Annotated in this window: 20 protein-coding genes, 1 tRNA gene and 1 pseudogene; 5 read left to right on the top strand and 17 right to left on the bottom strand. The window is 45.1% G+C overall.

From position 1 onward, the window contains the following. Positions 1-122: 122 nt before the first annotated feature. Genes ACES2C_RS06305 through ACES2C_RS06290 form a run of 4 tightly spaced genes read right to left on the bottom strand, consistent with a single transcriptional unit; the run spans position 123 to position 2047 of the window. Positions 123-926 (bottom strand): phosphatidate cytidylyltransferase, encoded by an 804-nt coding sequence (locus tag ACES2C_RS06305; protein ID WP_374166140.1) that lies wholly within the window; start codon positions 924-926, stop codon positions 123-125. Beyond that, positions 923-1126: a putative signal transducing protein gene (locus tag ACES2C_RS06300; RefSeq protein ID WP_374166139.1), complete on the bottom strand. Its 204-nt coding sequence runs from the start codon at positions 1124-1126 to the stop codon at positions 923-925. Before ACES2C_RS06300 ends, ACES2C_RS06305 begins: the two co-directional genes overlap by 4 nt. Further along, positions 1119-1331 carry a hypothetical protein gene (locus ACES2C_RS06295; protein WP_374166138.1) on the bottom strand — a complete coding sequence of 71 codons (213 nt, stop codon included), beginning with the start codon at positions 1329-1331 and terminating at the stop codon, positions 1119-1121. Before ACES2C_RS06295 ends, ACES2C_RS06300 begins: the two co-directional genes overlap by 8 nt. Further along, positions 1325-2047 carry a lysostaphin resistance A-like protein gene (locus tag ACES2C_RS06290; protein WP_374166137.1) on the bottom strand — a complete coding sequence of 241 codons (723 nt, stop codon included), beginning with the start codon at positions 2045-2047 and terminating at the stop codon, positions 1325-1327. The genes ACES2C_RS06295 and ACES2C_RS06290 overlap by 7 nt, the downstream gene beginning before the upstream one ends. A 65-nt stretch (positions 2048-2112) precedes the next feature. On the opposite strand from ACES2C_RS06290, the gene dusB reads away from it, so the two are divergent. Both dusB and apaG read left to right on the top strand, forming a co-directional pair. Then, positions 2113-3108 carry a tRNA dihydrouridine synthase DusB gene (gene dusB, locus ACES2C_RS06285; RefSeq protein ID WP_374166136.1) on the top strand — a complete coding sequence of 332 codons (996 nt, stop codon included), beginning with the start codon at positions 2113-2115 and terminating at the stop codon, positions 3106-3108. A gap of 179 nt (positions 3109-3287) precedes the next feature. Then, entirely contained in the window at positions 3288-3674 is a 387-nt protein-coding gene (gene apaG / locus ACES2C_RS06280; protein WP_374166135.1) for a Co2+/Mg2+ efflux protein ApaG, read from the top strand. A gap of 69 nt (positions 3675-3743) precedes the next feature. Here the strand turns inward: apaG and ACES2C_RS06275 are convergent, their stop codons facing one another. Then, positions 3744-4433, bottom strand: a complete 690-nt coding sequence (locus tag ACES2C_RS06275) for a zinc metallopeptidase (protein WP_374166134.1) — start codon at positions 4431-4433, stop codon at positions 3744-3746. A gap of 288 nt (positions 4434-4721) precedes the next feature. Between ACES2C_RS06275 and rmuC the strand changes: the two genes are divergently transcribed. After that, on the top strand, positions 4722-6077 hold the full coding sequence (gene rmuC, locus ACES2C_RS06270) for a DNA recombination protein RmuC (protein WP_374166133.1): 1356 nt from the start codon (positions 4722-4724) through the stop codon (positions 6075-6077). A gap of 21 nt (positions 6078-6098) precedes the next feature. Here rmuC and thiL read toward each other — a convergent pair whose 3' ends face one another. Together thiL and nadA are read right to left on the bottom strand one after the other, a co-directional pair. Further along, entirely contained in the window at positions 6099-7136 is a 1038-nt protein-coding gene (gene thiL / locus ACES2C_RS06265) for a thiamine-phosphate kinase (protein WP_374166132.1), read from the bottom strand. Positions 7137-7172: 36 nt separating this feature from the next. Next, a complete protein-coding gene (gene nadA / locus ACES2C_RS06260; RefSeq protein ID WP_374166919.1) occupies positions 7173-8165 on the bottom strand; it encodes a quinolinate synthase NadA in 993 nt (330 codons plus the stop codon). Positions 8166-8577: 412 nt separating this feature from the next. On the opposite strand from nadA, the gene nadB reads away from it, so the two are divergent. Further along, positions 8578-10164 (top strand): L-aspartate oxidase, encoded by a 1587-nt coding sequence (gene nadB, locus ACES2C_RS06255; protein WP_374166131.1) that lies wholly within the window; start codon positions 8578-8580, stop codon positions 10162-10164. Positions 10165-10204: 40 nt separating this feature from the next. On the opposite strand, the gene ACES2C_RS06250 is transcribed toward nadB, so the two are convergent. After that, positions 10205-10277, bottom strand: a tRNA-Gly gene (locus ACES2C_RS06250). Between the two features lie 28 nt (positions 10278-10305). Here ACES2C_RS06250 and ACES2C_RS06245 point away from each other — a divergent pair. Next, entirely contained in the window at positions 10306-10830 is a 525-nt protein-coding gene (locus tag ACES2C_RS06245) for a gamma carbonic anhydrase family protein (RefSeq protein WP_374166130.1), read from the top strand. Here the strand turns inward: ACES2C_RS06245 and ACES2C_RS06240 are convergent. The 9 genes and pseudogenes from ACES2C_RS06240 to cysD all read right to left on the bottom strand — a co-directional run bounded on the left by ACES2C_RS06240 (position 10808) and on the right by cysD (position 24698). Then, positions 10808-12442: an Ig-like domain-containing protein gene (locus ACES2C_RS06240; RefSeq protein WP_374166129.1), complete on the bottom strand. Its 1635-nt coding sequence runs from the start codon at positions 12440-12442 to the stop codon at positions 10808-10810. The two genes, ACES2C_RS06245 and ACES2C_RS06240, sit on opposite strands and share 23 nt — an antisense overlap. A gap of 121 nt (positions 12443-12563) precedes the next feature. Next, positions 12564-14425, bottom strand: a pseudogene (mnmG, locus tag ACES2C_RS06235) (tRNA uridine-5-carboxymethylaminomethyl(34) synthesis enzyme MnmG). Positions 14426-14493: 68 nt separating this feature from the next. Continuing rightward, on the bottom strand, positions 14494-16356 hold the full coding sequence (locus ACES2C_RS06230; RefSeq protein WP_374166128.1) for an ABC-F family ATP-binding cassette domain-containing protein: 1863 nt from the start codon (positions 16354-16356) through the stop codon (positions 14494-14496). After that, complete coding sequence (locus ACES2C_RS06225; protein WP_374166127.1) at positions 16353-17015, bottom strand: NAD(P)H-binding protein; 663 nt, start codon at positions 17013-17015, stop codon at positions 16353-16355. The genes ACES2C_RS06230 and ACES2C_RS06225 overlap by 4 nt, the downstream gene beginning before the upstream one ends. Positions 17016-17152: 137 nt before the next feature. Beyond that, on the bottom strand, positions 17153-17587 hold the full coding sequence (ybeY, locus tag ACES2C_RS06220; RefSeq protein WP_374166126.1) for an rRNA maturation RNase YbeY: 435 nt from the start codon (positions 17585-17587) through the stop codon (positions 17153-17155). Continuing rightward, the gene (locus ACES2C_RS06215) at positions 17587-18021 is read right to left on the bottom strand and encodes an ATP-binding protein (protein ID WP_374166125.1); all 435 of its coding nucleotides are present in this window, start codon (positions 18019-18021) and stop codon (positions 17587-17589) included. Before ACES2C_RS06215 ends, ybeY begins: the two co-directional genes overlap by 1 nt. A 4-nt stretch (positions 18022-18025) precedes the next feature. Further along, on the bottom strand, positions 18026-21352 hold the full coding sequence (locus ACES2C_RS06210) for a hypothetical protein (RefSeq protein WP_374166124.1): 3327 nt from the start codon (positions 21350-21352) through the stop codon (positions 18026-18028). A gap of 715 nt (positions 21353-22067) precedes the next feature. Then, complete coding sequence (locus tag ACES2C_RS06205; protein ID WP_374166123.1) at positions 22068-23309, bottom strand: sulfate adenylyltransferase subunit 1; 1242 nt, start codon at positions 23307-23309, stop codon at positions 22068-22070. A 480-nt stretch (positions 23310-23789) separates the two neighbouring features. Beyond that, positions 23790-24698, bottom strand: a complete 909-nt coding sequence (gene cysD, locus ACES2C_RS06200; protein ID WP_374166122.1) for a sulfate adenylyltransferase subunit CysD — start codon at positions 24696-24698, stop codon at positions 23790-23792. Between the last annotated feature and the right edge of the window lie 15 nt (positions 24699-24713).

Genomic DNA, 24713 nt, shown 5'->3' with positions numbered 1-24713 from the left:
TACGCTCTCAAACGGGAGATGAAAGCTGGTTGAGTGTTCTTTGTGCCCATTAAAACTTAGCGAAGCAATCTCATTGAGGCCTTTAAAAAGCATTTAATTAGCTCAATAAAACAAATACACTTTCACAAAAAAATCACGTAAAGATAAACATAAACCAGAGGCGCAGACAGAAGCAGCCCGTCAAAACGATCGAGTATACCGCCGTGACCAGGCAAGAGCGACCCCGAATCTTTTACATTCAGACTTCTCTTTAGCATCGATTCAAAGAGATCACCAAGGGTTCCGGCACTTACAATAATAATCGATACCACCGTCCAGCTTGCATACGATAACTCTCCGAAGCGGGTGCTCAGTATAAGCGCTACGGTCAAACTCAGGATCATGCCTCCAAAAAAGCCTTCCCAGGTCTTTTTTGGAGAGTGACGCTCGAATAACTTATTCTTCCCGAACTTCATTCCAGCCAGATAGGCGCCCGTGTCACTGGCCCACAGGAGGAGTAAAAACCCGAGCGAGTAATGGAAACTATAGCTGCTGGCCACGAAAGCTGCCGCTGTATAAAAACTGAAAGGAATGATTACAAATACAATACCGAAAAATGTATAGGCGATAGAATGGAAAGGTTTCGTACCTCGCCTGAATAGCTCAGCAATGCAAATTGCAACGGAAACTGGAACTGAAAGAAGCAGCCAGCTTAAATCTTTCTGATATAACAAATGCAGGGCTACAGGGATAAAAACGCTGCAGCCAAGTACTATGCCTCCAAGACGATGTGGACGTACTTCTTCTGTCCTTACAAGCCGGTAAAACTCGTCAAGACCAAGAACGCTGAGGATCAGAAAAAATAATACAAACGTACTTTCATTGATCAGCACGGCTGACAGCATGACAAGGACAAAAAAGAATCCTGTTACTGCGCGGGTCCTCATAGTTCTGAACTGATAATAATATCCTTCGCCCTTTGTTCATTATCGGCGTGCACATAGACCTCTACTTCACCTATTTTATAAGGGAACCCACTTTTATCCATTAAAACAGCCTCCACTTCGTTCTCAGTGAGTACTTGCTTAACTATTTCAGACTTGAAATAATCGGTGGAGGTATACACCTTGACCCATTCGCTATTCATTTTCCCCGTGATTTTTGTGATTAATATTTGATGAAGTATACATATAAAAACGGCGAAGCAACAGCCCCGTTGCCACAATGCTGATCAGGATCAAAGGCCAGGAACTGCCTTGCACTTGATCGAACTCATCCGGCGACTTACCCTTTAGCTGGAAATAGTAAGCGGCGATGACCGCTGTCCCGTTATTAATAAAGTGCGCTAACATAGGAAAAAAATGTTACCAGTCCAAAAGAACAGGTAGCCCAGCACCGCGCCTAGCAGCATCCTGGGGAGGAATCCCAGGAACTGCACATGAATGCTGCTAAAAATGACAGCTACGATCCAGATTGCAGCATGATGATTTCCCGTCCATCTGTTGATTATTGTCTGCAGACCTCCTCTGAAAAATAGCTCTTCACCTACTGCGGGGAGAATAGCGATAACAAGCAAATTAATAAGCAAACCGCCTGTTGAGTGAACCTGAAGTAATTTCTGGGTGAGTAGCTTCAGTTCGCTATCCTTTTCTCTAAGCCTCGCTTCTAAACCACTAAGGATTCCTGGCAAGTGTAGCCCTTCATTGAAGTTTGCAGTTGCAGAGATGAGAGGATTAACAAGCAACATGATCATCACAGTTAACACGATCAGCTGAAATTGGATTTTCCTGTTCCACACGAAGTAGGGAGCAGGATATCGGCGCTCATAGAAGCGGAGGACCAGGGGAGGCAAAATAAATGCGCCGGTAGTGATCACCCCCTGCAACAGCTTCAGCATGTCAGGCTTCATGTTCCTCGTGGAAAGATCAGCAAGACCAGCATCGAAGACTATAGCCGCAATACCGAAGCCAATAAAGCTGAATACCAGCCAAAGAAAAAGCGCAACGAATATCAGAAATACAAGCGACTTGGAAGGATGACGATGGTCTGACCTGGACGTAGGCAACATAATTCTATAATTCGTACTTTTGCTAATACAAAAATATCGCAAAGATAAAGTATTGAGAATAAGTGATGCCGGTAAAAATTGGAAATATCGATCTTGGTGAGTTCCCCCTGTTGTTAGCGCCTATGGAAGATGTGAGTGACCCTCCTTTCCGATACGTGTGTAAGCAAAACGGTGCCGACTTAATGTACACTGAATTTATCTCCTCAGAAGGACTGATTCGCGATGCAGCTAAAAGCCGGCAAAAATTGGATATTTTCGAATACGAAAGACCCATTGGCATCCAGATATTTGGAAGCAACATCGACTCCATGAGGGAGGCCGCCGAAATAGCAAGTCAGGTGAACCCTGACCTGATCGACATCAACTACGGGTGCCCGGTAAAGAATGTGGCCTGCAAGGGAGCTGGTGCTAGTCTGTTACAGGATATTGACAAAATGGTGAAGATGACCCGAGCTGTAGTAGAAGCTACCCATCTTCCCGTTACTGTTAAGACCCGCCTGGGCTGGGACGATAATACTAAAAACGTGTATCAGGTAGCCGAAAGGCTTCAGGACGTTGGCATTAAGGCTTTGACGATCCATGGTCGCACGAGAGCGCAGATGTATAAGGGTCAAGCCGACTGGAGCCTCATCCGCGACATTAAAAGGAACCCCTATGTTAACATCCCCATCTTCGGGAATGGAGATGTTGATTCAGCTGAAAAAGCTGCTAACTGGAGACTTGAATACGAAGTAGACGGTATCATGATTGGAAGGGCGGCCATTGGATACCCCTGGATATTCCGCGAGGTGAAGCACTTCTTTGCAACAGGAGAGAAGCTGCAGGGACCAACACTGTCAGAACGAGTGGAAGTATGCCGCACCCATCTCGAAAAATCGATCGCGTGGAAAGGTGACAAAACGGGAATCTTTGAAATGAGGAGACACTACGCGAACTACTTTAAAGGCGTTCCCAACTTTAAAGAGTACAGAATGAAACTCGTGTCACTTGAGAACATCGCAGACATATCCGAAGTCCTTGACGAGATTAATGATAAGTATGCGGAGGCTGTGCTAAGCTAAAAAGTTCATGGTCTTCTTTTTGCATCCGGAGGAAGGAGATATTTCACAAAGGTGGCGCAGTTTTTGCGAACACTATTTTTGCAATACTACCCGTGAGAGGAGGGCACTCGAAGGAATGAAAACAATCGGTAGTTCCCTGGTGCCCAGGTAAAAAACAGTTAGACTCAAAAAAATCAGCTATGGTAACACAAATTACTGAAGGCGTAAAAATATCGGTGGAAACCGTATATCAACCAGAATATTCTAACCCGCTTCATGATCATTACATGTTTGCGTATAAGATCAATATAGAGAATCTTACCGAGTACAGCGTACAGTTGATGAGGCGCCATTGGCACATATTCGACTCTAACGGCTCACACAGGGAAGTAGAAGGAGAAGGAGTAGTCGGACTGCAGCCTGTAATAGAACCAGGAAGCTCTCATGAATATGTATCCGGTTGTAATCTGAAAACTGACATCGGTAGCATGAAAGGATCTTATGAGATGAGAAGGTTAGTTGATAGCGAAGAATTTGAAGTTCGAATCCCGGAATTCCTGATGATTGCTCCTTACAAGATGAACTAAAATATCCTTATAAAAAAAGAGGCTCTGTCGAAGTGACAGAGCCTCTTTTTTTATAATCGGTTTCGAATCTTAATCCCTTCTGCCACCGAAAAGCATAAGACCGATGTACAAGAGCTGAGCTAAAGAACCTAAAGCTGCTACTACATACGTCATAGCCGCCCACCAAAGGGCATTCTTGGCTTTATCGTTCTCCACACTTGTCTGCATTATTCCCCTGTTTGTTTGCAGCCACAGAAGAGCCCTGTTACTTGCATCAAATTCGACTGGCAAAGTCACCAGACTGAACAACGTCATGACCAGCATCGCCCCGAAAGCTATCAGAAGCATCGTGTGACCTATCCCTGATGCAAGCAAGATAATTCCCAGCATAAATACCCACTGCAAAAGGTTAGCAGCGATATTAACTACCGGAACCATAGCCGATCTGAATTGCAGCCAGGTATAAGCCTTCGCGTGTTGTACTGCGTGACCGCATTCATGAGCTGCTACAGCTGCCGCTGCAATACTTCTGCCATGGTAGACATCAGGACTCAGGTTAACAGTACGGTTCTGAGGGTTATAATGATCAGTAAGAGATCCCTCAACTGAAATAATACTTACATCGTAAATTCCATTATCGTGCAGCATTCTTTCAGCTACATCTCTTCCTGTCATCCCTGATATCAATGGGGTCTCAGAGTACTCTCTGAACTTGTTTTTAAAGCGTGCCTGCACAACAAAGCTGAGGACCGCTACAATTAAAATTAATCCTAATCCCATTTCTTTAAAGTTTTTTGTGAAAGTCTAATTGTTTTTTAATAGCCACAAAGAACACTCAATCAGCTTTCATCTCCCGTTTATGAGCGCAGCTCGTGAGCGTTTTTCTAAGGTAATGTCAAAAAGCGTTCCTATAGCAGATTATCACCGATTATTTACACAGGAACGTTCAATACCCTTACCTCTGGCCGTCGCACTGACAAATGTTCAGCTGATCGTATATCGAAGCGTATCCAGCCCTTGCTTTTTGGCAGGTCCCCTTTTTTATATACTTTAGTAAAAAAATTAGCAATGGATTCTATTCACATCGTATTAATTATAACTTTATTAGTAATACTAACTATAACTACGCTCAGAAGAAGACAGCTGCTTACCCAAATAGGTCAACTGAAGGATCAAAATTCATCCCTGGCATTAGAAACAGCGCGTGCCACCGAACGCCTCGACGTGATCGTTCATGAAAAGGAGGCGGCAATGGCTTTACTACAGAAAGAACAGGACCGGCTTTTGTCCGAATTAAACGTTGAAAGGCAAAATGTCATATCAATTAATCTCTCTTATGAAAGCACGAGGGCTTATCTTAAATCACAGCAAGAGAAGATTGCCGAACAAAAAGAAGAAATTGAACGCCTCCATGAAAAGTTTAACAAGGATTTTGAGTTGCTTGCTTCCCGTATCCTGGAAGAGAAGACCAGGAAGTTTACGGAGACAAATCAGGCCGGCCTTGATAACATTTTAAAGCCTTTAAAGGAAAATATAAAGGCATTTGAAGAAAAAGTAAGCAATGCTTATAACGCTGAAGCTGCAGAAAGAAATGTTCTGAAGGGTGAGCTTTCAAAGCTCATTGAACTGAACAAACAGATCAGCGATGAAGCAAATAATCTGACTAAAGCACTCAAAGCTGATAACAAGAAACAAGGAAACTGGGGCGAAGTCGTACTCGACCGCATTCTTGAAGCCTCTGGTCTTATACTCAATGAAAGCTATTCACGACAAGCCTCTTTCATTGACGACCAGGGTAACAGGCTCCAGCCCGATGTAGTCGTACATCTTCCCGATAATAAAAATCTTATCATCGACTCAAAAGTTTCTCTTATCGCCTACAACAACCTGGTGAACTGCGAAACGGAAGAGGAGCGCAGTCAGTACCTTATTGAACACATTAATTCACTTAAAAGCCATATAAAAAACTTGTGTAACAAGAACTACTGCGATCTGTACGGTATTAATTCACCCGATTTTGTTCTTCTTTTTATCCCTATAGAGTCATCGTTCTCTGTGGCGGTTCAGCATGATTTCGAGCTTTTTGAATTTGCATGGAATAAAAGAGTAGTAGTAGTAAGCCCCTCAACCTTGCTCGCAACGTTAAAAACGATCTCCTCCCTTTGGAAACAACAGCAACAGACAAAAAACGCTATTGAAATAGCCACCCGGGCTGGCGCCTTATATGACAAGTTCGTCTCGTTTGTTGGAGACCTCAAGAAGGTAGGAGATAACCTTGACAAAGCAAGAGAAGCTCATAACGAGGCATTTAACAAACTTTCCACGGGGAACGGTAACGTACTAAGCAAAATTGAGGCATTAAGAAAACTGGGGGCGAAAGCAAACAAACAGCTGGATTCAAAGTACCTGGCTGATGAAAACTAAGCCCCTCTGCTGTACTCTATTCTAGCTGAATGAATTCCAGCCCTGCGCTTTTAAAGTGTGAACAACACCTGATTTTGAGATGAGATTCATTCCCGCAGATTTCTCCGTTATGTGCCCGATTGTCGTGATGTCCGGATTATTCTTCACCTTATCGTAGTCATCCTGCTTTATTGTAAAAAGAAGCTCGTAGTCTTCACCGCCGCTAAGGGCACATACCGTAGGATCCAGGTTAAACTCTCTTGCAGTCTCGTAGGTCATGGGATCGAGCGGAATCTTATCCTCGTAAAGGTTACAGCCCTTATCAGACTGAGTACAGATATGAATGAGTTCAGATGAAAGACCATCAGAGATGTCGATCATGGAGGTTGGTTTGACGCCCATTTCTTTTAACTGCAACACGATGTCCCTTCTCGCCTCCGGCTTAAGCTGCCTTTCCACGATATAATCTTTTCCTTCCAGGTCGGGCTGGATCTTAGGATTTTCCAAAAAGATCTTCTTCTCCCGCTCCAGGAGCTGCAGCCCAACATAGGCTCCGCCCAAATCGCCCGACACACAGATCAAATCACCCTCTGCTGCCGTGTTACGGTAGCATATGTCCTGCTCATCAGCATAGCCAATACTGGTCACACTGATCACCAGGCCTTGCTTGGAAGAGGTTGTATCACCTCCCACGATATCCACATTGTATTTTTTACAGGCAATGAGCATGCCTTCGTACAGCTCCTCAACTGCTTCCAGTGGAAATTTACTGGAAAAACCCAGCGAAACGGTGACTTGTGTAGCAATACCGTTCATTGCGTAAATGTCGCTTAGATTCACCTGTATCGCCTTATAACCTAAATGCTTAAGAGGAGTATAAGCGAGATCAAAATGTATACCTTCTAGAAGTAAGTCGGTAGATATAAGCGCTTTCTTACCCCCAAAGTCGAGGACAGCAGCATCGTCACCAATTCCCTTAAGGCTTGAAGAGTTAGAAACTTCAATATTCCTTGTTAAAAACTCTATCAACCCGAACTCACCGAGTTTACTTATCTCCGTCTTTTCTTTGTTTTCAAACATAACATTCAATCATAAGCGAGATAACCAAGCTCCGTCTTAAAGGCCAAGACGGGCAGATATCTCCAGCATTCTCTCAATTGGCATTCGCGCCTTTTCCACAATATCCATCGGTACACTGACCTCTGGAAGTTCATTTTTTATGCAGAGGTACAGTTTTTCCAGCGTGTTTCTCTTCATATGCGGACAATCATTGCAAGCACAGGTATTATTGGGAGGAGCAGGTATAAAAACCTTACCCGGATTAGCCTTCTCCATCTGGTGGATTATACCGCTCTCCGTAGCTACAATGAACTCTTTCGCTTCACTCTTTGTCGCGTAGTTCAGTAAACCGGTAGTTGAGCCGGCGTAGTCAGCCATCTCCAGAATACTTTCTTCACATTCAGGATGGGCGATAAACTTCGCTTCCGGATGTCTCTCTTTCAACTTAATGATCCTCTGCCTCGAGAAGATCTCATGCACCATACAGGCGCCGTTCCACATTACTAAGTCCCTGCCCGTCATCTTTTGCACATATCTGCCCAGATTCTTGTCGGGACCGAAAATGATCTTCTGATCTTTTGGAAGACTGTCTACAATCTGCACCGCATTTGAAGAGGTGCAGACAATATCGCTCAGTGCTTTCAGCTCCGCAGAACAGTTTACATAAGTGATCACAATGTGATCAGGGTACTTCTCCTTAAACTTCGAAAAAAGGTGAGGAGGACAACTGTCAGACAACGAACATCCTGCTTTCAGATCCGGCAATAATACCTTCTTCTCAGGAGAAAGGATTTTCGCAGTCTCTGCCATGAAATGCACTCCGGCGAAGACAATAATATCAGCGTCCGTTTTAGCAGCTTGCTGAGATAAACCAAGGCTGTCACCAATATAGTCGGCTATATCCTGGATATCCGGCTCCTGATAATAGTGCGCCAGTATAACAGCGTTCTTTTCCTTCTTTATTCTTTCTATCTCATCAAAAAGATCCAGCGAAGGATCTATGGGCTCGTCAACAAAGCCCTTCACATTTAACTCTTCAAAAATATCCATTCTCGACATCACAATAAAATTCAATATTCTTTTAAAAGAAAATCTTATGGTTTATTAGGGTGTTAGTATTGTGAAGAAGAAGTGATACAATTTTTTTGAATGTTCTGTTTTCCTCCTTTTATCCACAATTTATCAACAGTGTTATTTATTCAATATGCTAAGAAATAAGCAGATGTATTTTTCAAATTTTTTAGCATTGACTTTTCATGTGAATTACTAGCAAGCTCATAAAAGTGTAAAACTCCAGATTTCTGTGATGAAAACTTTCCGAAAATTCCGCTTATTTGGGGCATAATTCACACTATAGGATTGTTATTAAAAATTATTGAACTTGTTCTTACACAAAATTAACATCTTTACCCCGTTTATCCACATTGTGGAATAAAGATTACATTTTGCAAATTAGTTTTCCATGAGACATGTTGATTTCTTAGTTGTTGGTTCAGGCATAGCAGGCCTTAGTTTTGCCCTAAAGGCGGCCAAGCATGGTAAGGTACTGATAGTTACAAAGGCAAACGAGGATGAATCGAACACTAAGTACGCTCAGGGTGGAGTTGCGGTAGTTGTGGATAAAGAGGATTCTTTCGACAAACACATCGAAGATACCTTGATCGCCGGCGATGGGTTATGCGATGAGAAGGTGGTAGAGATCGTAGTGAAGGAAGGGCCTGCCCGCATTCAGGAGATTATCGATTACGGTACTAACTTCGACAAAACGAATCAGGGCTTTTATGATCTGGCGAGGGAAGGCGGACATTCTGAGCATCGGGTGCTGCATTATAAGGATATCACCGGATTTGAGATCGAGAGGGCCTTGCTTGATCAGATCCATAAGGAACCAAACATCGAGGTGCTTACCCATTATTTTGCTGTAGAGCTTATTACGCAGCATCATGTAGGTGTTTTTGTCGACCGGAGGACAGAAGATATTACTTGTTACGGTATTTATGCTTTAGACACCAGGACCGGCAATGTGGAGCGGTTCTTGTCGAAGGTAACCGTGATGGCAAGCGGCGGAGCTGGACATATCTATTCTAATACGACAAACCCGACGATTGCTACGGGCGATGGGATAGCAATGGTATATCGCGCTAAAGGAAAGGTGCGCAATATGGAGTTTATTCAGTTTCATCCGACAGCTTTATATAATCCAGGGGAGTACCCGTCATTCCTCATTTCCGAAGCGGTAAGAGGCTTCGGGGGCGTGCTGAAGGACAGGAACGGTAATGAGTTCATGCATTTATATGATGAGCGGAAATCTTTGGCGCCACGGGATATAGTTGCCAGAGCAATAGATTCCGAGATGAAGAAGAGCGGCGATGAATACGTTTATTTAGATGTCAGACATCGTAGCAAGGAAGAGATTCTCAGTCACTTTCCTAACATCTATGCAAAGTGTTTGAGTATCGGGATAGATATGACCAGGGATATGATCCCCGTTACTCCGGCGTGCCATTACATGTGCGGGGGAATACTGGTTGACGCCCTTGGGAAGTCGTCCATAAACAGGCTTTACGCCTGCGGGGAGTGTTCCTCTACAGGCCTCCACGGAGCGAACCGTTTAGCGTCTAATTCTTTACTGGAGGCGACAGTTTTTGCGCATCGCATCTATGAGAGTGCAGTCAAAGAGTTCGAGACCAATCTTATCCCAGATAATATTCCTCAGTGGGATGAAACGAATACCCAGCTATCGAACGAGGACATTTTGGTTACGCATAACCTTCGGGAGACACAGAAAATTATGAGCGATTACGTTGGTATCGTGAGGTCTGATTTCCGGTTAGACCGGGCCATGAGGAGACTAGGCCTGTTGTACGAGGAGACTGAGGCGTTTTACAAGCATACGAAGCTTTCTGTGAAACTCTGTGAATTAAGGAATGTCATTCAAACTGCGTATATCGTGATCAGGTCGGCGATGAAGCGTAAGGAAAGCAGGGGACTTCATTATACCACGGACTACCCGGGGCATCAGGAACAGTTGAGGGACACTATTCTTTAGATGAGTTCTGATTATCAGTCGGTTAGTAACGCGGGGGAAGAGCGGAAAACGGGATTCGAACCCGCGACCCTCAGCTTGGGAAGCTGATGCTCTACCAACTGAGCTACTTCCGCTTTTACTGAATTAATTTGTTGTAAATATATGGCTCTTATTTTACCTGTCAAGGGAAAACTTCCAAAAATTGGCCACGACTGCTTTGTCGCTGAGAATTCAACGATAGTTGGCGATGTTACATTAGGTAGTCATTGCTCAATCTGGTTTAATGCTGTTCTGCGCGGTGATGTGAATTCGATTCAGATCGGGGACCAGGTGAATGTGCAGGACGGAGCCATAATTCATTGTACGTATCTGAAAGCGCCAACAGTTATAGGCAATAATGTTTCTATTGGGCATCGTGCTCTTGTGCATGGCTGTACATTACATAACAACGTGCTTATAGGCATGGGCGCAATTGTCATGGACCATGCCGTGGTGCAGGAATATTGTATTATTGCTGCAGGTGCCATCGTGCTGGAAGGTACCTTATGTGAAAGCGGATTTATCTATGCAGGAATACCGGCAAAGAAAGTTAAACCGCTTTCGACAGAGCAGCGCGAACTTTTGCAAAAACTACCGGAAAGATATGTCATGTATTCATCGTGGTTTAGCCACCCGGAGGAGGGATAGCCAGTTTTTCTTCCAGATCCCAGTTCGCCCGCAGGGTGATTTGCACATCTGGATTTGCTACCTTTTCTGGCTGACGCCGTTCACGTACATCACCTGTATCCCACTTATTATTTCTGTTCTCGTCGTACACAATCCTGAAGTGATATTTTCCCAGCGGATAGGTTACATACCTGATTGTCTGGTTCTTATTGATGATGGTTTCTTTTACTAGTTCATCGCGCTCGTTCAGCATCTGTATAATATATTGCCTGGCAGTATCAGTCACAGTAACGGCGAGCGAGAGGTTACCGTAGTTAATTGGCTCATCAAGTGAAAACGTCCTATCCTGAGGCTTGCTGTATCCGCCAAATTTTCCTCCGATCGCGTTCGTGTCAAGTTTTAGAATATAGGTTCGCTCGGTCCGCCAGGGATAGCGAAGAATGTATTTGCGGGTAGAGAGGCTATCTTTAACAATTCGCAGTCCGTTTACGGGGACAGAGTCCTGGAGGAGCGAGATTCTTCTAGGGTTAATGCTTCCTACAGGTTGTGAGAAGGTCAATATCAGTTCGCCTCCGGGCTTGATCTTGTTGTTGGGGATGTTGTCGGCGACTTTCACCAGGCGGTCGTATTTGTCCCGTCCGCCCCGGCGTATTACCGTCGTATCCAGGTCTTTGTTGCCGTCGGTAATAGCCACCTGAATTGAGTCGAAGTCCATGCTCTTGGTCCACAGTGTAAGGGTGTCGTGTGTCCTTGAGTATTCAACGATCTTATCCTGATCTAGTTCAGCTGGCTTTAATATTCTGATCGATGGGCGTTCTAGTTTTTGATTGAGGATATAAGTGATTCTCGCGTCTTTTTCAATTTTCCTGTCTGTTATTCTGAATGTTTTAGGCTCTTCCCTGAAGAGTTCCAGGTTTACGTCTGAGGTGTTTCGGACAAGGTTAATCGAATCGTTTCGGAATGCGATGTCTTCATTTGTCGAGTTGTAAATCCGGTCACCTCCCTCTTCTTTTAGCGCGTAAATGCGGTAAGTGTCGGGTCGCAGGTATTTAAGCTGATAGTTGCCTGAAGAGTCTGTAGTTGTGAAAATGCTGGCTCTTCTTTTTCCAAAGATCGTATCCTGACGGGTGGGTATAAGGAAGACGGTAGCGTCGAGCACTGGTTTTTTGGTAAGCGTGTTTACTACTTTTCCTGTGATACTTAATGAATCTATTTTGTTTCCCGTTGAGAACACGTAGATGTAATTTTTCAGCACGTTCCCTTCGTTGTAATCAACCAGGCCTCGGCCAAAGTTAATTGTGTAGGTCGTATTTGCTGCGAGCGTATCGTCGAACTTTATATTCAATACTTTCTTTCTAATCTTGAAGTAAGGAGTTTTGTCGAGGGCAGGGGACATGCTGAACTCCTTTGACTCGTTGTTAATCTTAAAGTACTCGTCAAATAGAATGTTAATCTCCTTATTTTTAAAATTAGTAGTAAAGTTCTTGGGAGTCTCTCGTAATACCTTGGGTGGCTCTTTATCTTTTGGACCGCCGGTGGGTTGTTGAATGCTGGCACATCCCATTATAAATAAGAATATGCTAAAAATAGTTAATAAAGTTAATTTAAACGTAAATGTGTCGTTTTTGGGCATTTATAGGCGTTTTAAGCAAACTTTTTGTTCAGATGAAGATTATGCTTCTTTTTTTATTTTATCCTCTTATATCGCTTCTAATGAGCTCGGTTTTATTTTTGTCTAACACGCTGTCATTCAGTTACTTGGATAAGTGCACCATCAAAACAGATATGTCGGAGGGCGATACCCCCGAAATTCTCGACGCCTGGCCAAGGGTTCTGGGCTTGATCTTCATTAGTTTCTCGCGAGCCTCCTTAGAGAGCGACACCATGTTACTGTAGTTAAAGTCGGGATTGATAATCTGGTCTTCCATTCGCCTCATCTTCTCTACAATCTCATTTTCTTTTTCAAAATAGCTCTCGTATTTAACCTTGATTTCTGCTTGTTCGATTGTCTCCGTGTTGTGCTGTAAAAGAATGTTATCCAGATAAGGATCTGCTTTACGCAGGTCTGAAATAGTTACCTGCGGCCTTGTCAGCAGTGAGAATAGTTTGACATTTTGCCCCAGCGGAGCGGTGCCAAGTTCTTCAAGCAGCGCATTTACACTTCCGGGGGCAATAGAAGTCGTTTTCAAATATTTTACGATACTATCTGAATTCGTCACCTTTTCGTTCACCTTGCTCATTCTGTCTTCGCCAATAAGGCCTAAGTTAAAGGCAATAGGTGAGAGGCGCACGTCGGCATTATCCTGCCGCAGCAGCAAGCGGTGCTCTGCTCTTGAAGTAAACATGCGATACGGCTCTTCTGTCCCTTTTGTAACTAAGTCATCTATGAGTACGCCTATATAAGATTCTGAGCGCTTCATAATGAGCTCGTGCTGATCCCTTATTTTTAAGTGAGCATTAACGCCGGCGATGAATCCCTGACTGGCCGCTTCTTCATAACCAGTAGTGCCATTGATCTGGCCAGCTAAAAATAGATTGTTAACCAGCTTTGTTTCCAGAGTCAGCTGAAGCTGGGTGGGAGGGAAGTAGTCATATTCAATCGCGTAGCCAGGCCTGAACATCTTAGCTTTTTCAAAGCCCGGTATTTTGGTTAGCGCTCTGTATTGAACGTCCTCCGGAAGCGAGGTAGAGAAGCCGTTTACATAAATTTCGACGGTATTCCATCCTTCAGGTTCGACGAAGATCTGATGGCGTTCCCGCTCCGCGAAACGGTTAATTTTGTCTTCTATGGAAGGACAGTATCTTGGGCCGAGTCCTTTTATGCGACCGGTGAACATGGGAGACCGTTCGAAACCTTCTTTTAAGGTGTCGTGGACATCCTGGTTGGTATAGGTGATCCAGCAGCAGCGCTGTTCTGTTGGAAGCTCAACGTCTGTATAGGAAAATCTCCCACGTTTTTCATCTCCCCACTGTTCCTCCATTTTCGAGTAGTCGAGACTACGGCCATCCACCCGGGGGGAGTCCCGGTTTTCATTCTTCCCGATTCAAAACCTAAGCTAACAAGACTTTCGGTTAGCCCGTTGGCCGCCTTTTCGCCTGTTCTGCCTCCTCCGAATTTTTTCTCGCCTATATGGATAACTCCGTTCAGAAAGGTGCCGTTGGTGAGAACAACAGCGTCGGATTCGATCTCCATTCCGAGGGAGGTCCGTACTCCTCGTACCCGATCACCTCGCGTCAGCACTTCATTGACTGTGTCCTGCCAAAAGTCGATGTTTGGCGTCCGCTCAAGCATCAGGCGCCATTCTTCTGCAAAGCGCATGCGGTCGTTCTGAGTCCTCGGGCTCCACATCGCAGGCCCCTTGGAGAGGTTGAGCATTCTGAACTGAATAGTAGACTTATCTGCTACAATACCCGAATAGCCGCCCATCGCATCAATCTCTCTTACTATCTGACCTTTTGAAACGCCGCCCATTGCCGGGTTACAGCTCATCTGAGCTATTGTGCCCATATTCATCGTAATAAGCAGAACGGACGATCCAAGATTAGCTGCTGCTGCTGCCGCTTCACATCCGGCGTGGCCGGCTCCAACTACTATTACATCATATTTCTTAAACATAATCCCCCTTGTTCCACGTGGAACTAACTTTCTCACCTCTTCGTTCCACGTGGAACGAAGAGGTGAGATTATATTTCTTTTATTTCTTCCAGTTCAAGCCACCTTAAGGTGAGCTCGTCTAATTTTGCTTTTGTTGTTTCTATCTCGAGTGCTAATCTCGTCAGCTCCGTGTGCTCCAGGGCTCCGGAGTTAAGCTCCATGGTTAGCGACTCTATTTTTTGCTCCAACAGAGGTATCTGTTCTTCGAGCGAGTCGAGTTCTTTTTGTTCTTTGAAAGACAGCTTGGTTTTCTTTGTTACTGGAGCCGGAGGAGGAGGAAGCGGCTTATTTTGTTCCCTTGTTTTTTGTTCGTTTTCTTTTTCCAGCCGATAGTCTGTGTAGTTGCCATTGTAAATCCTGATCGGCGCTCCTCCCTCAAGAATGAATAGTTGTTCTGTTAGTCGGTCCATTAAATAGCGATCGTGGGACACCAGCATCAGTACGCCAGAATAATTCTCAAGGAAGTCCTCAAGAACGTTCAAGGTGTCAATGTCGAGATCGTTAGTAGGTTCGTCCAGTATGAGGAAATTCGGGTTCTTCATCAGGATACGCATGAGCTGAAGTCTCTTCTTTTCTCCTCCGCTTAGCTTCGATACAAAGTTGTGCTGTTTGGCGGGCGAGAAGAGGAACAATGTTAATAGTTGTGAGGCCGTGATCGAGGTGCCATCCGCCATAGGAATGTACTCTGCTACGTTTTTCACTACATCTATTACGCGTTCGTTTTCCTCCGTTTCTAGTCCGCTTTGTTTGTAATAACCAAATACCGTCGTTTCGCCGCGGACCACATTTCCTGTGTCAGGGCTTACGCTTCCGGTTAAGAGGTTAAGTAGTGTCGATTTGCCAGAGCCGTTCCTTCCCGCCACACCTATCTTATCGCCCTTCTTAAAAGTGTAAGTAAAATCAGAGACTATTGCTTTGTCGTTGTAGGACTTGCTTACATGATCAACTTCCAGAATCTTATTTCCCTGACGACTCACCTTGGTGCTCAGCTCCAGTTTTTGACCCGACTTGACATTTTTTGTCTTTTCCTCCAGGTCATAGAAAGCATCGATTCTAGCCTTTGACTTCGTAGCCCTGGCCTGCGGTTGTCTCCTCATCCATTCCAATTCCTTCTTTAGAAGATTTCGGTTCTTTTGAAGCGAGGCGTTTTCTTCATCTTCCCGCTGTGCCTTCTTCTCCAGGAAATAGCTGTACTTTCCATTGTAATGGAAAAGCTTCTGCCTGTCCAGTTCGATGATGTAGTTACAAACCGAGTCAAGGAAGTACCGGTCGTGCGTGACCATTAATACGGTCTTCTTGCCGGTTGTTAAGAAGCTCTCCAGCCATTCAATCATCTCAATATCGAGGTGATTGGTCGGTTCGTCAAGAATGAACACGTCCGGCTCATCAATAAGCAGCTTGGCCAGCGCCAGCCTTTTCTTTTGTCCGCCCGATAGGCTCGCTATCTTCTGATCCTGGTTTTCTATAGACAGCCGCTGCAGGATGGTCTTAATCTGATGCTCGTACTCCCAGGCGTTAAGTTCGCTCAGTTCATCGGTCAGACGGTGCAGCTCTGCTTCATTTGGATCGTCCGAGGCAAGCAGCTCTTCATATCTCCGGATCACTTGCTGTTGTTTATTATCCAGACTGAAGATATAATCACCTACTGTAACCTGATTGCCAAAGTCCGGGTCTTGCTCAAGGTAACCCACACGCAACCCTTTCTCCATTACCACCTTTCCCTCGTTGGGGACCAGCCTTCCAGCAAGTATCTTCAACAGCGTTGATTTTCCCGACCCGTTGACTCCGACAAGGGCAAGTCGTTGCCCTTGCGCTATACCAAGGGTCTGGTTCTTAAACAACCAGCTGTCGTTATAAGAGTGACTTAATAATTCACCTGCTAGAATACTCATGCCAAAGCTTTAATTTGATCGGAAGGGTAGGAGTATACCCCGTTCCTGTTTCTTTTATACTGATTTAACATCGCTCTCGCCACCGTCTCAGCCTTTATACTTCTGTATTTTTTAAGGCTGCCCATCAAAAAAGGGTTCAGCAAGTTCATTAAATGAATCGCCAGCTTTTCAAGTGGTCTTTTCTCACTCCTTTTACCAACCAATAAAGACGGTTTGTAAATATGTAACGACCTGATACTTAGATTTTTAATATCCTGTTCAACCTCTCCTTTTAGTCTGGCGTAGGTATTTGAAGAGCGTACGTCACTACCCAGCGCCGATACCAGGTGATACTGATTCACCCCGTTCTCCGCTGCTAATTTTGCCAGCTCAAGAGGGTAAACATAGTCAACCCTTCTGTAGTCGTTTAAATCCGGCGTTTTCTTCCTTGTTGACCCGAGACAACAAAAGACCGCGTCAGCCCTGATCATCTCCTTATGCGAGGCGATCTCCTCAAAGGAAATTGTAATCTGCTGTAGTTTGGAATGACTAAAGGGAAGAGGACGCCGAACCAGAGCAACCACTACATCAATATCGTCCTCCGACAATAATAGCTGAAGAAGGTGCGATCCAATTAATCCACTTGCTCCTGCTATTATGACTCTTTTTAAAGCTGTCATAACGTATACAAAAATAAATAATAATTATTGCTAGCCTATTAATATAACAGCCGTTCCATAAAAATATTGGATTACAGGTCCATTTTTTACCAGCAAAGGATCATTGGCGGGCCACGCGGGAGGGAAGCAACTCTGACTTATGCAGGAAATCTCGTACTCAGGTAATGATCCTCTTTTTGGGTCATCAGGTCTTTGTCTTTCTTGCTCTTATCCTTGTATCCGAGGAGGTGTAGTACGCCGTGTATGATTACACGGTGCAGCTCATCTGCAGTTTGGGTATTGAACTGTTTGGCATTCTCCTTTACCCGCTCAATGCTGATAAAGATGTCGCCTTCTATTTTATTTTCCTCTTCGCTCGTGTCGAAAGTGATGATGTCGGTATAGGTATCGTGGTTAAGATACTGCTGATTGATCGTCAATAAATAACTGTCACTGCAGAATATAAAATTGAGAGTACCTGTTGAGTAACCCTCTGCTCTGATTGCTGATTGAATCCAGTTCCTGACTTTTGTCTTATCTTTCAGCGTAAATGATATGTCTTCAGAAAAGAACGAAATTTTAGAATAGCTCATTAAATTTTAAAGTGTAACTCGATTTCATTGCCCTTCATATTGAAGATACACTGATCTGCGAGATGCTTAATGATGTAAATCCCACGTCCGGTAAGGCTTTCAATGTTTTCCGGCGCTGTTGGGTCTGGCAGGCGGTCGTAGTCAAATCCCTCACCTTCATCCGCAATGGTGAACTGAAGTCTTTTTCTATCATGCACTTCCAGGTTGATATATACTTTCTTGGTATCGCTTTGTTTGTTGCCATGGATGATGGCATTCATCGTAGCTTCGCTCATGCAAGTTAAGACGTTCGCGTAGGTATCGTCCGGAATCTCATATTCTTCCTTAAGATTATCAATGAAATTCTCCATCGTAACCACGCTTTCAAGCTTCGATGGTAATTGTAATGTGTATAACACGGTATTTTCTGAAATCTCAACCCGATTCGTTGTCATATCATTATTTTGAATCTAAATGTCTGAAATAATCACCAACTTTCAATTGGTAAAATAAACTTAAAGATGGAGGAACTGTTTTAAGAAGTTCAGTCTCGCGTTGTTTTATTTTTTTAAAATTATCCAACACCGAGTTGTAGACCGTGCTTTGGTCACGACCTTCCTTACTGTCTCTCTGACTATCTGTTTCACGTTCCCGTTCAGCTTTTTCGGCCTGGAGAAGTTTCCCCAGAACCTCCTGCTGTCTGAGCATCGTTTCCTGCCTTATACGTTTGTTTACGAGATCGGTCTCAGTTTGTTCCATTTCTTTGGTTAATTTATCCAGATCGCCAAGCCGGCCTTTTCCGTCCTTGTTCAGGTCTCTGTTTACGTCCATTAACGCCTGTCTGATCAGCTGCTGCTCGCGCGCCATTCTCGCCATTTGTTCAGTAAGCTGACCCTTGCTGGCCTGCTGTCCCTCTTTGAGCCCTTGCTGCTTTAGCTGTTCCCTGGCTTTTTGCATATTGTTGTTCAGCTGTTCCTGCATCTTACTAAGCTGCGACAAACTTTTTTGTTTGCCGCTTCCGCCTTGTCGGGCGCTCTTCATTGCATTCTGCATCTTTTCTTCTACCTCACTCAGCATCAGTGCAAGGTTGTTTATCGAAGTGAGAGCGTACTGTTCATCTTTATTGGCTTCCAGTATGTTGCGTTTTTCAAGATTTTCCAGCGCCCGGCCGATGTTGGTATTGATAGACTCGATCTCCTTGTTCACAAAAGCTTCGATCTGCGGCGCTTTTCTACTAAGCGAATATAAGCTGTCCTGTACTAATTTCAGATTGTCCCTTACATCTTTTTGTTTTTTTATATGATTAATAAACGCTGGATCAGACGTTCTTGTATTTCTCACATTCATTAACACGTTTTCCTGCTCGAAAGATGACCTCAGCAAATTAGCCAGGATCTGACGCAGGTCCTGAAGATGGAACGCCTGTTCCTGGCTCTCACTCTCCTCCTGTTGCTTTTCAATCCGCTCTGCAAGCTGCTTCATTCGCGCCGCTGCCTGCTTCATGTTCTCTGCCGCTTTGCCTGCGTCCTTGTTCCGCAAATTCTTTGTGCTCGAAGCCTGCAAGGCTTCTATGGCATCCTGGTCCCCCTTAGGACTCTCAAAAGAGTTCTTTTGTTCAAGGCTGCTGTTCTTCTTGTCCAGCTCGTTCAAGTTCTCTTTAATATCTCCGAATTTCTTATTCAGGTCCTGCTGCCGCGTACTCATCTTCTCTTTGTCGGACGGACTTTTCGTAACTTCCTCGCCAAGCTTCCGCTGCTCTTCTCCCAGGCTCTTCAGCTTTTCTACCGTTGCCGACAGCTTTTGGTCAAATTCCAGTTGTTTGTAAAGTTCGAGCATCCGGTCAAGTTCTTTCTGCAGCGACTTGTTATCCATCTGCATCTTCGATAACTCCTGCTGAGTTTGACTCTTATTGCTCTGATCCAGCAGCTCCTGGATATTCTTTAGCAGCTCTTTTGTTTTTTCGTCCAGTACGTTCTCAAAGAGGTTCTCAATCTGCTTTTGCTTCTCCAGTATCTCCCTTTTTTGGTTGTGCAGGTCGTTTTGCTTGTAAAGGTTTTCGCTGTTTTCCTTCTTGATCTCACTGATCATTTGCTGCATTTCGGTTTGCTTTTGAAGCAGATTCTCGATCTGCTTTTTTTCATCAAACGACAGGCTCTTTTTGGACAGTAAGTTCCTGTTGATCTTCTGCGCATCCCGTTCAATCGTCTTCGCATACCTGATGGCCTTCTCCATCTTGTCTTTTATGTCTTCCGACGTCTTGTCGATCTTCCGCTCAACTTCCTGCTGTGAGTCGAATCTAAGTACCCTCACCTCTGTCCGGGTACTTTTATGGCCGTTCACGCCGTCGTTATCAAACACCTCGAAGAAGTACTCAACATCCAGTCCCCTCTGAATACCTTTCTTGCGGGCATCCCAGGCATAGAAAAAACTGTTTTCCGTCTGATCCTGATCTATCCCGATCCCCTCGGTTCTGAATGCACTCTTTCTGTCTCTGTCAAGTACCCGGTAATGAAATTTCAGTCCCGAAAAGCCGTGATCATCTGTGATTTTTCCCGTGAAATAGGCAGAGCGGTTATTTATGGAGTCTTTCTGCACTGATACCTCGATAGACGGACGAAGGTCTGGCACCACTTTGAGCTTATAGCTGATCCAGTCGTTCGACTCAGCTTCATTGTTACTTACCTTTAACAGAATATCACTGTTCTTCCTGGCGATAATGCTATGCCTGAACAAATCGGACGGAAGCGGTTTAAGCACTGACGTTTTCGCATCAGCCCCGAAAAGCATCCTGCTGGCATTTTCCGTTTTAAAGTTCCACGTGACACGAGTTCCCTCAGGCACAGTCAGATCACCGGTATTGGCCAGGCTCTCCGCAGGTTTTCTCAGGTACCCGGGGTAGTCGAGCCGTACCTGAAATTCCAGCAATGCCGGTCTCTTCTTAACCCTTATTTCAATGGGCTCAGAGCGGTACCCATGTGCAGAGAGCCGTATCTGTTTCGTCTTCTGAACGTTTCGAAATGTATAATGAAACCGCACCAGGTTCTCTTTTTCGAGTTTGAAGCTATTGGGTTCCTCTTCAACATAGATATCCTGAGGAATCTCCTCGCCTTCCATCTTTACTTTAAGTTCAAGCTCTTCTCCTTGTACTACCGACAGATCCTTATTGAGGACTATAAAGCGAAACGGAGCCTTCTTAACGTATTTTCGGTCGTAGTTGATAATTCGCTCCGTGCCCTCGCTGAATATGGCAGGAGCGGTCACGGCAATGAGTATAATGACTAATAAAGGGGGCACTGCAAACCGGAGGTACTTCCTGTTGTCTTTTATCCTGATGGCCGAGCTAAAGGGTACAGGAGCAAGCTGCGCGATCTTCTGGTCGATGCTCGCCTGTATCAGCGCCCGCTGTTCAGGATTTTCATCAGCCAGCTTCTTCAATTGCAGCGTATTGAGAAGTTTGTCTTTTACACCTGAAAAGTGTTTCCCGATAATCTCTGAAGCTTCATGGTGTGACAATACCTTTCCAAGCCGGTTTAAAGCGAGTAGCGGCCTTAATATCAGTTGAAAAGCGATGCTGAGGTTGACTGCCAGAAAGCTGAAAAATAGCATCGCTCTTATTTGTCCTCCGAAGTTGCCGTAGTACTCTAGTGAGGTGATAATAAGATAACTCGTAAAGAGAGCAGCGGACAGGTAGATGGAGCCTCTCACGATCTTGTTGAGGTAGTATTTTCGGATAAACTCATCAATTTTATTGATGAGATACGAATAGTTACCATTAGAAGGGTCCATAGTTGCCTGTGTAATACCAAAATAACGAAAAATGCCGACACTTGGTACTATTTAACAAATAAAGGAATTAGCGAGCAGAACGGATCTTATGTCTTATCTTTGATGTGTGCGGGAGATCTTGCAGCAGTTTTCATGCTATGTTCAGGACGGGCATTAGCATAAAAAGCGTCAGAGACTGGCCCGTGAATGGTTCGCACATGCCCCGTGAATGATTAGATATGTAACAGTTCTAAAGTAGCCGATCGGCTACCATTTAGCTACCCTTTATCGGCAAAAGGTGGCTACAAGGTGGCTTAATGGTGGGTTAATAGCGGCTGGATTTCAGCCATGGGGCGAATAGGGTACGAATCTTTTGCTGAGCAGATACGCCCCTGCTATGGTTCCCGGGTGGTGCAAGCTTCTATAAAAGTACTAAGCGTTGATCTTTGGTTTCACTGTGCTTCTAACCATCTGGTCGAAAGCTGCTCTAAGGCCTGGCTGCCAATAGGGATGGTGTCGCTTCTGCCGCGCGCAGGCCTGTGGTTCAGGACCAGGGCATAACAGGTTACCGGGCTGCAAAAAAGCTGAGAGCAGGCAAAAACCTGCTCTTATAAGTAGTTTCACTTGTCTTAATAAGACACGGATCGTGCTCTCACCGGCCTGCCGCCGGCTGAAAACAAGCAGAAGGAAATGCCTTGCCTGGCTGCACTTTACCGTAGTAAAAGCAAGCCCGCCTTTACGCCAGCATACAGCCTGCAACGGTTGTATGGGCCGTTTCATCAATCAGGATGGCCCCGCCGTTTGCCCTTAAGGAGTTGTAGCTGTCAAAAACAATAGGAGAAGCGGTCTTGATCGTAACATGGACCACGTCGTTGAGGGAGGCCTGTGCAACGTTCTCCTGCTTTTCGAGTGTGTTCACGTCAAGCTTAAAGTTGATTTCTTTTACAACGCATCTTACCCGCTTACTTTGCACCTGCAACAGGTATTTGTTTCCGGGCAGGAGCGGCTTATTGTCCATCCAGCAGATGGTGGCCTCGATTTCCTGCGACACTTTGGGGCGCGAGCTTTTAGTCACGATGAGGTCGCCTCTGTTGATATCAATATCATCTTTAAGGCGGATGACGGCACTCTGCGGAGCAAAGGCTTCTTCCACTTCCTCGCCGTGAACCTCTACTGCTTCTATCACCGAGTCAATGCCGTCGGGGAGTACCGTTACCGCATCGCCTTTCCTGTAGACTCCGCTTAGCACTTTGCCTGCGTAGCCTCGGTAGTCGTGAAGGTCTTCTGATTGGGGCCGGATCACATATTGTACGGGGAAGCGTGATTCATTGAAATCGATATCATTCACCACATTGATCGTTTCGAGAAGGTTGAGAAGCGTTTCGCCTTCGTACCAGGGCATGCTGCCTGAAGTATTGACAATGTTATCTCCCTTCAGGGCGCTAATCGGAATGAAATGCACATCTTTCATGTTGAGTGCCCCGGCCATCTTTGAGTACTCTTCGACGATCGAGTTATAGACTTCCTCTGAGTAATCGACCATGTCCATCTTGTTGATGGTTACCACTACGTGGGGAATCTGGAGGAGTGAAGCGATGATGCTGTGACGCCGCGTCTGTTCAACCACACCCTGTCGTGCGTCTATCAAAATGATGATCAGGTCGGAGTTTGATGCGCCGGTCACCATATTCCTTGTATACTGAATATGACCGGGAGCATCGGCGATAATGAATTTGCGCTTGTCAGTTGAGAAATACTTGTAGGCTACATCAATAGTAATGCCTTGTTCCCGCTCGGCACGGAGACCGTCTGTAAAGAGCGCGAGGTCTATTTCCCCTTCAGATTTATTTTTACTCTGCCTTTGAATTGTTTCCAGCTGGTCCACTTTAATGGAGTCGGTATCGTACAGCAGACGTCCTATCAGAGTACTTTTTCCATCGTCAACGCTGCCGGCAGTTATAAATCGTAATAAATCCATTGTTTATGTGTCTTATTTGCCCCCTCGGGAGCGTTTTTGCTATTCTGATTTTCTTGAAAGTCTATTTTTTCTTTACAGGCCAGGAAGAACATTCGGCTCACTTTCATCCCCGTTTGGATGCGCAATTTCTGAATGTTTTTTGTGAGAGTTTGCTTGTCTTTAAATGGCCGCAAGGAGCATTCAAGCAACTTTCATCCCCGTTTGTGCGTACAGCTCGTGAATGTTCTTCCTGAAAGCCTGTTTGCTTTTTAAAGGCCAGGAAGGATATTCATTCAACCTTCAATCCCGTTTGTGCCTACAGCTCATTAATGTTTTTCCTGAAAGTCAATTTTCATTGTTAAGCCCTGCAATTGTTTTTTTAAAGGCCTCAATGAGATCGCTTCGCTATGTCTAGACGGCCAGGAAGAACTCTCAACTCTGGCTCATTCCCGCTTGTTCTTGCAGCTCGTCCGTGTTGTTTGTTAAAGTCAGAGCGCCGGATTAAAAGTATCCGTTCTTTTTTCTGTCTTCCATCGCTGCTTCCGACACCTGATCATCAATGCGGGTTTCTCCGCGTTCACTGATGTTGGTCTTATTGATCTCCGCGATGATGTCGTCTATCGTCGAGGCGGTTGATTCAACAGCCGCGGTACAGGTCATGTCGCCTACGGTGCGATAACGTACATTTCTCTTGACAATAACATCTCCCTCATCTACCCGGACGAAAGGAGATAAGGCTACCAGGTGCTCCTGGTGCACAATCACCTCTCTTTCATGTGTGAAGTAGATGGAAGGCAGCTCGATACCTTCCCGTTTGATATAGTTCCATACGTCGAGCTCCACCCAGTTGCTGATCGGAAACACGCGTACATTTTCGCCTTTGGCGATCTTGCCATTATAGAGGTTCCAAAGTTCAGGCCGCTGTTTCTTGGGGTCCCATTGTCCAAACTCGTCCCTTACGGAAAAGATGCGCTCCTTTGCCCTGGCCTTTTCTTCATCTCTGCGGGCACCACCGATGCACGCGTCGAACCCGAATTCCTCAATCGTGTCGAGAAGCGTGTATGACTGTAAAGCATTCCGTGAAGCGAACTTACCGACCGGCTCTTTCAGTCCTCTTGCCTTGATGGTGTCTTCAACTTTTCTCACAATCAGTTTAGCGCCGGTTTCTTCTGCCAGTCTGTCGCGGTACTCAAGCGCTTCAGGGAAGTTGTGGCCTGTGTCGATATGGACGAGAGGAAAGGGGATCTTGCCCGGCTTGAAGGCCTTCAGTGCCAGTTGTACCAGGGTAATTGAATCTTTCCCGCCCGAGAACAGAAGGGCCGGCCGCTCAAACTGACCTGCCACTTCGCGCATGATATGAATAGACTCTGCTTCGAGCAGATCAAGGTAATCTAATTTATGTTGAGGCATAAAGCAATATTATCG

The sequence above is a fragment of the Arcticibacter sp. MXS-1 genome (assembly GCF_041902385.1).
Taxonomy (GTDB): domain Bacteria; phylum Bacteroidota; class Bacteroidia; order Sphingobacteriales; family Sphingobacteriaceae; genus Arcticibacter.
The sequence above is the reverse complement of the archived record's forward strand: the minus strand, read 5'-3'. Positions and strand labels throughout refer to the sequence as shown.

What these genes read in the sequence shown, in the direction of transcription:
- ACES2C_RS06305 (WP_374166140.1), bottom strand. Translation starts at nt 926, where the DNA reads ATGAGGACCCGCGCAGTAACAGGATTCTTTTTTGTCCTTGTCATGCTG.
- ACES2C_RS06300 (WP_374166139.1), bottom strand. Translation starts at nt 1,126, where the DNA reads ATGAATAGCGAATGGGTCAAGGTGTATACCTCCACCGATTATTTCAAG.
- ACES2C_RS06295 (WP_374166138.1), bottom strand. Translation starts at nt 1,331, where the DNA reads ATGTTAGCGCACTTTATTAATAACGGGACAGCGGTCATCGCCGCTTAC.
- ACES2C_RS06290 (WP_374166137.1), bottom strand. Translation starts at nt 2,047, where the DNA reads ATGTTGCCTACGTCCAGGTCAGACCATCGTCATCCTTCCAAGTCGCTT.
- dusB (WP_374166136.1), top strand. Translation starts at nt 2,113, where the DNA reads ATGCCGGTAAAAATTGGAAATATCGATCTTGGTGAGTTCCCCCTGTTG.
- apaG (WP_374166135.1), top strand. Translation starts at nt 3,288, where the DNA reads ATGGTAACACAAATTACTGAAGGCGTAAAAATATCGGTGGAAACCGTA.
- ACES2C_RS06275 (WP_374166134.1), bottom strand. Translation starts at nt 4,433, where the DNA reads ATGGGATTAGGATTAATTTTAATTGTAGCGGTCCTCAGCTTTGTTGTG.
- rmuC (WP_374166133.1), top strand. Translation starts at nt 4,722, where the DNA reads ATGGATTCTATTCACATCGTATTAATTATAACTTTATTAGTAATACTA.
- thiL (WP_374166132.1), bottom strand. Translation starts at nt 7,136, where the DNA reads ATGTTTGAAAACAAAGAAAAGACGGAGATAAGTAAACTCGGTGAGTTC.
- nadA (WP_374166919.1), bottom strand. Translation starts at nt 8,165, where the DNA reads ATGGATATTTTTGAAGAGTTAAATGTGAAGGGCTTTGTTGACGAGCCC.
- nadB (WP_374166131.1), top strand. Translation starts at nt 8,578, where the DNA reads ATGAGACATGTTGATTTCTTAGTTGTTGGTTCAGGCATAGCAGGCCTT.
- ACES2C_RS06245 (WP_374166130.1), top strand. Translation starts at nt 10,306, where the DNA reads ATGGCTCTTATTTTACCTGTCAAGGGAAAACTTCCAAAAATTGGCCAC.
- ACES2C_RS06240 (WP_374166129.1), bottom strand. Translation starts at nt 12,442, where the DNA reads ATGCCCAAAAACGACACATTTACGTTTAAATTAACTTTATTAACTATT.
- ACES2C_RS06230 (WP_374166128.1), bottom strand. Translation starts at nt 16,356, where the DNA reads ATGAGTATTCTAGCAGGTGAATTATTAAGTCACTCTTATAACGACAGC.
- ACES2C_RS06225 (WP_374166127.1), bottom strand. Translation starts at nt 17,015, where the DNA reads ATGACAGCTTTAAAAAGAGTCATAATAGCAGGAGCAAGTGGATTAATT.
- ybeY (WP_374166126.1), bottom strand. Translation starts at nt 17,587, where the DNA reads ATGAGCTATTCTAAAATTTCGTTCTTTTCTGAAGACATATCATTTACG.
- ACES2C_RS06215 (WP_374166125.1), bottom strand. Translation starts at nt 18,021, where the DNA reads ATGACAACGAATCGGGTTGAGATTTCAGAAAATACCGTGTTATACACA.
- ACES2C_RS06210 (WP_374166124.1), bottom strand. Translation starts at nt 21,352, where the DNA reads ATGGACCCTTCTAATGGTAACTATTCGTATCTCATCAATAAAATTGAT.
- ACES2C_RS06205 (WP_374166123.1), bottom strand. Translation starts at nt 23,309, where the DNA reads ATGGATTTATTACGATTTATAACTGCCGGCAGCGTTGACGATGGAAAA.
- cysD (WP_374166122.1), bottom strand. Translation starts at nt 24,698, where the DNA reads ATGCCTCAACATAAATTAGATTACCTTGATCTGCTCGAAGCAGAGTCT.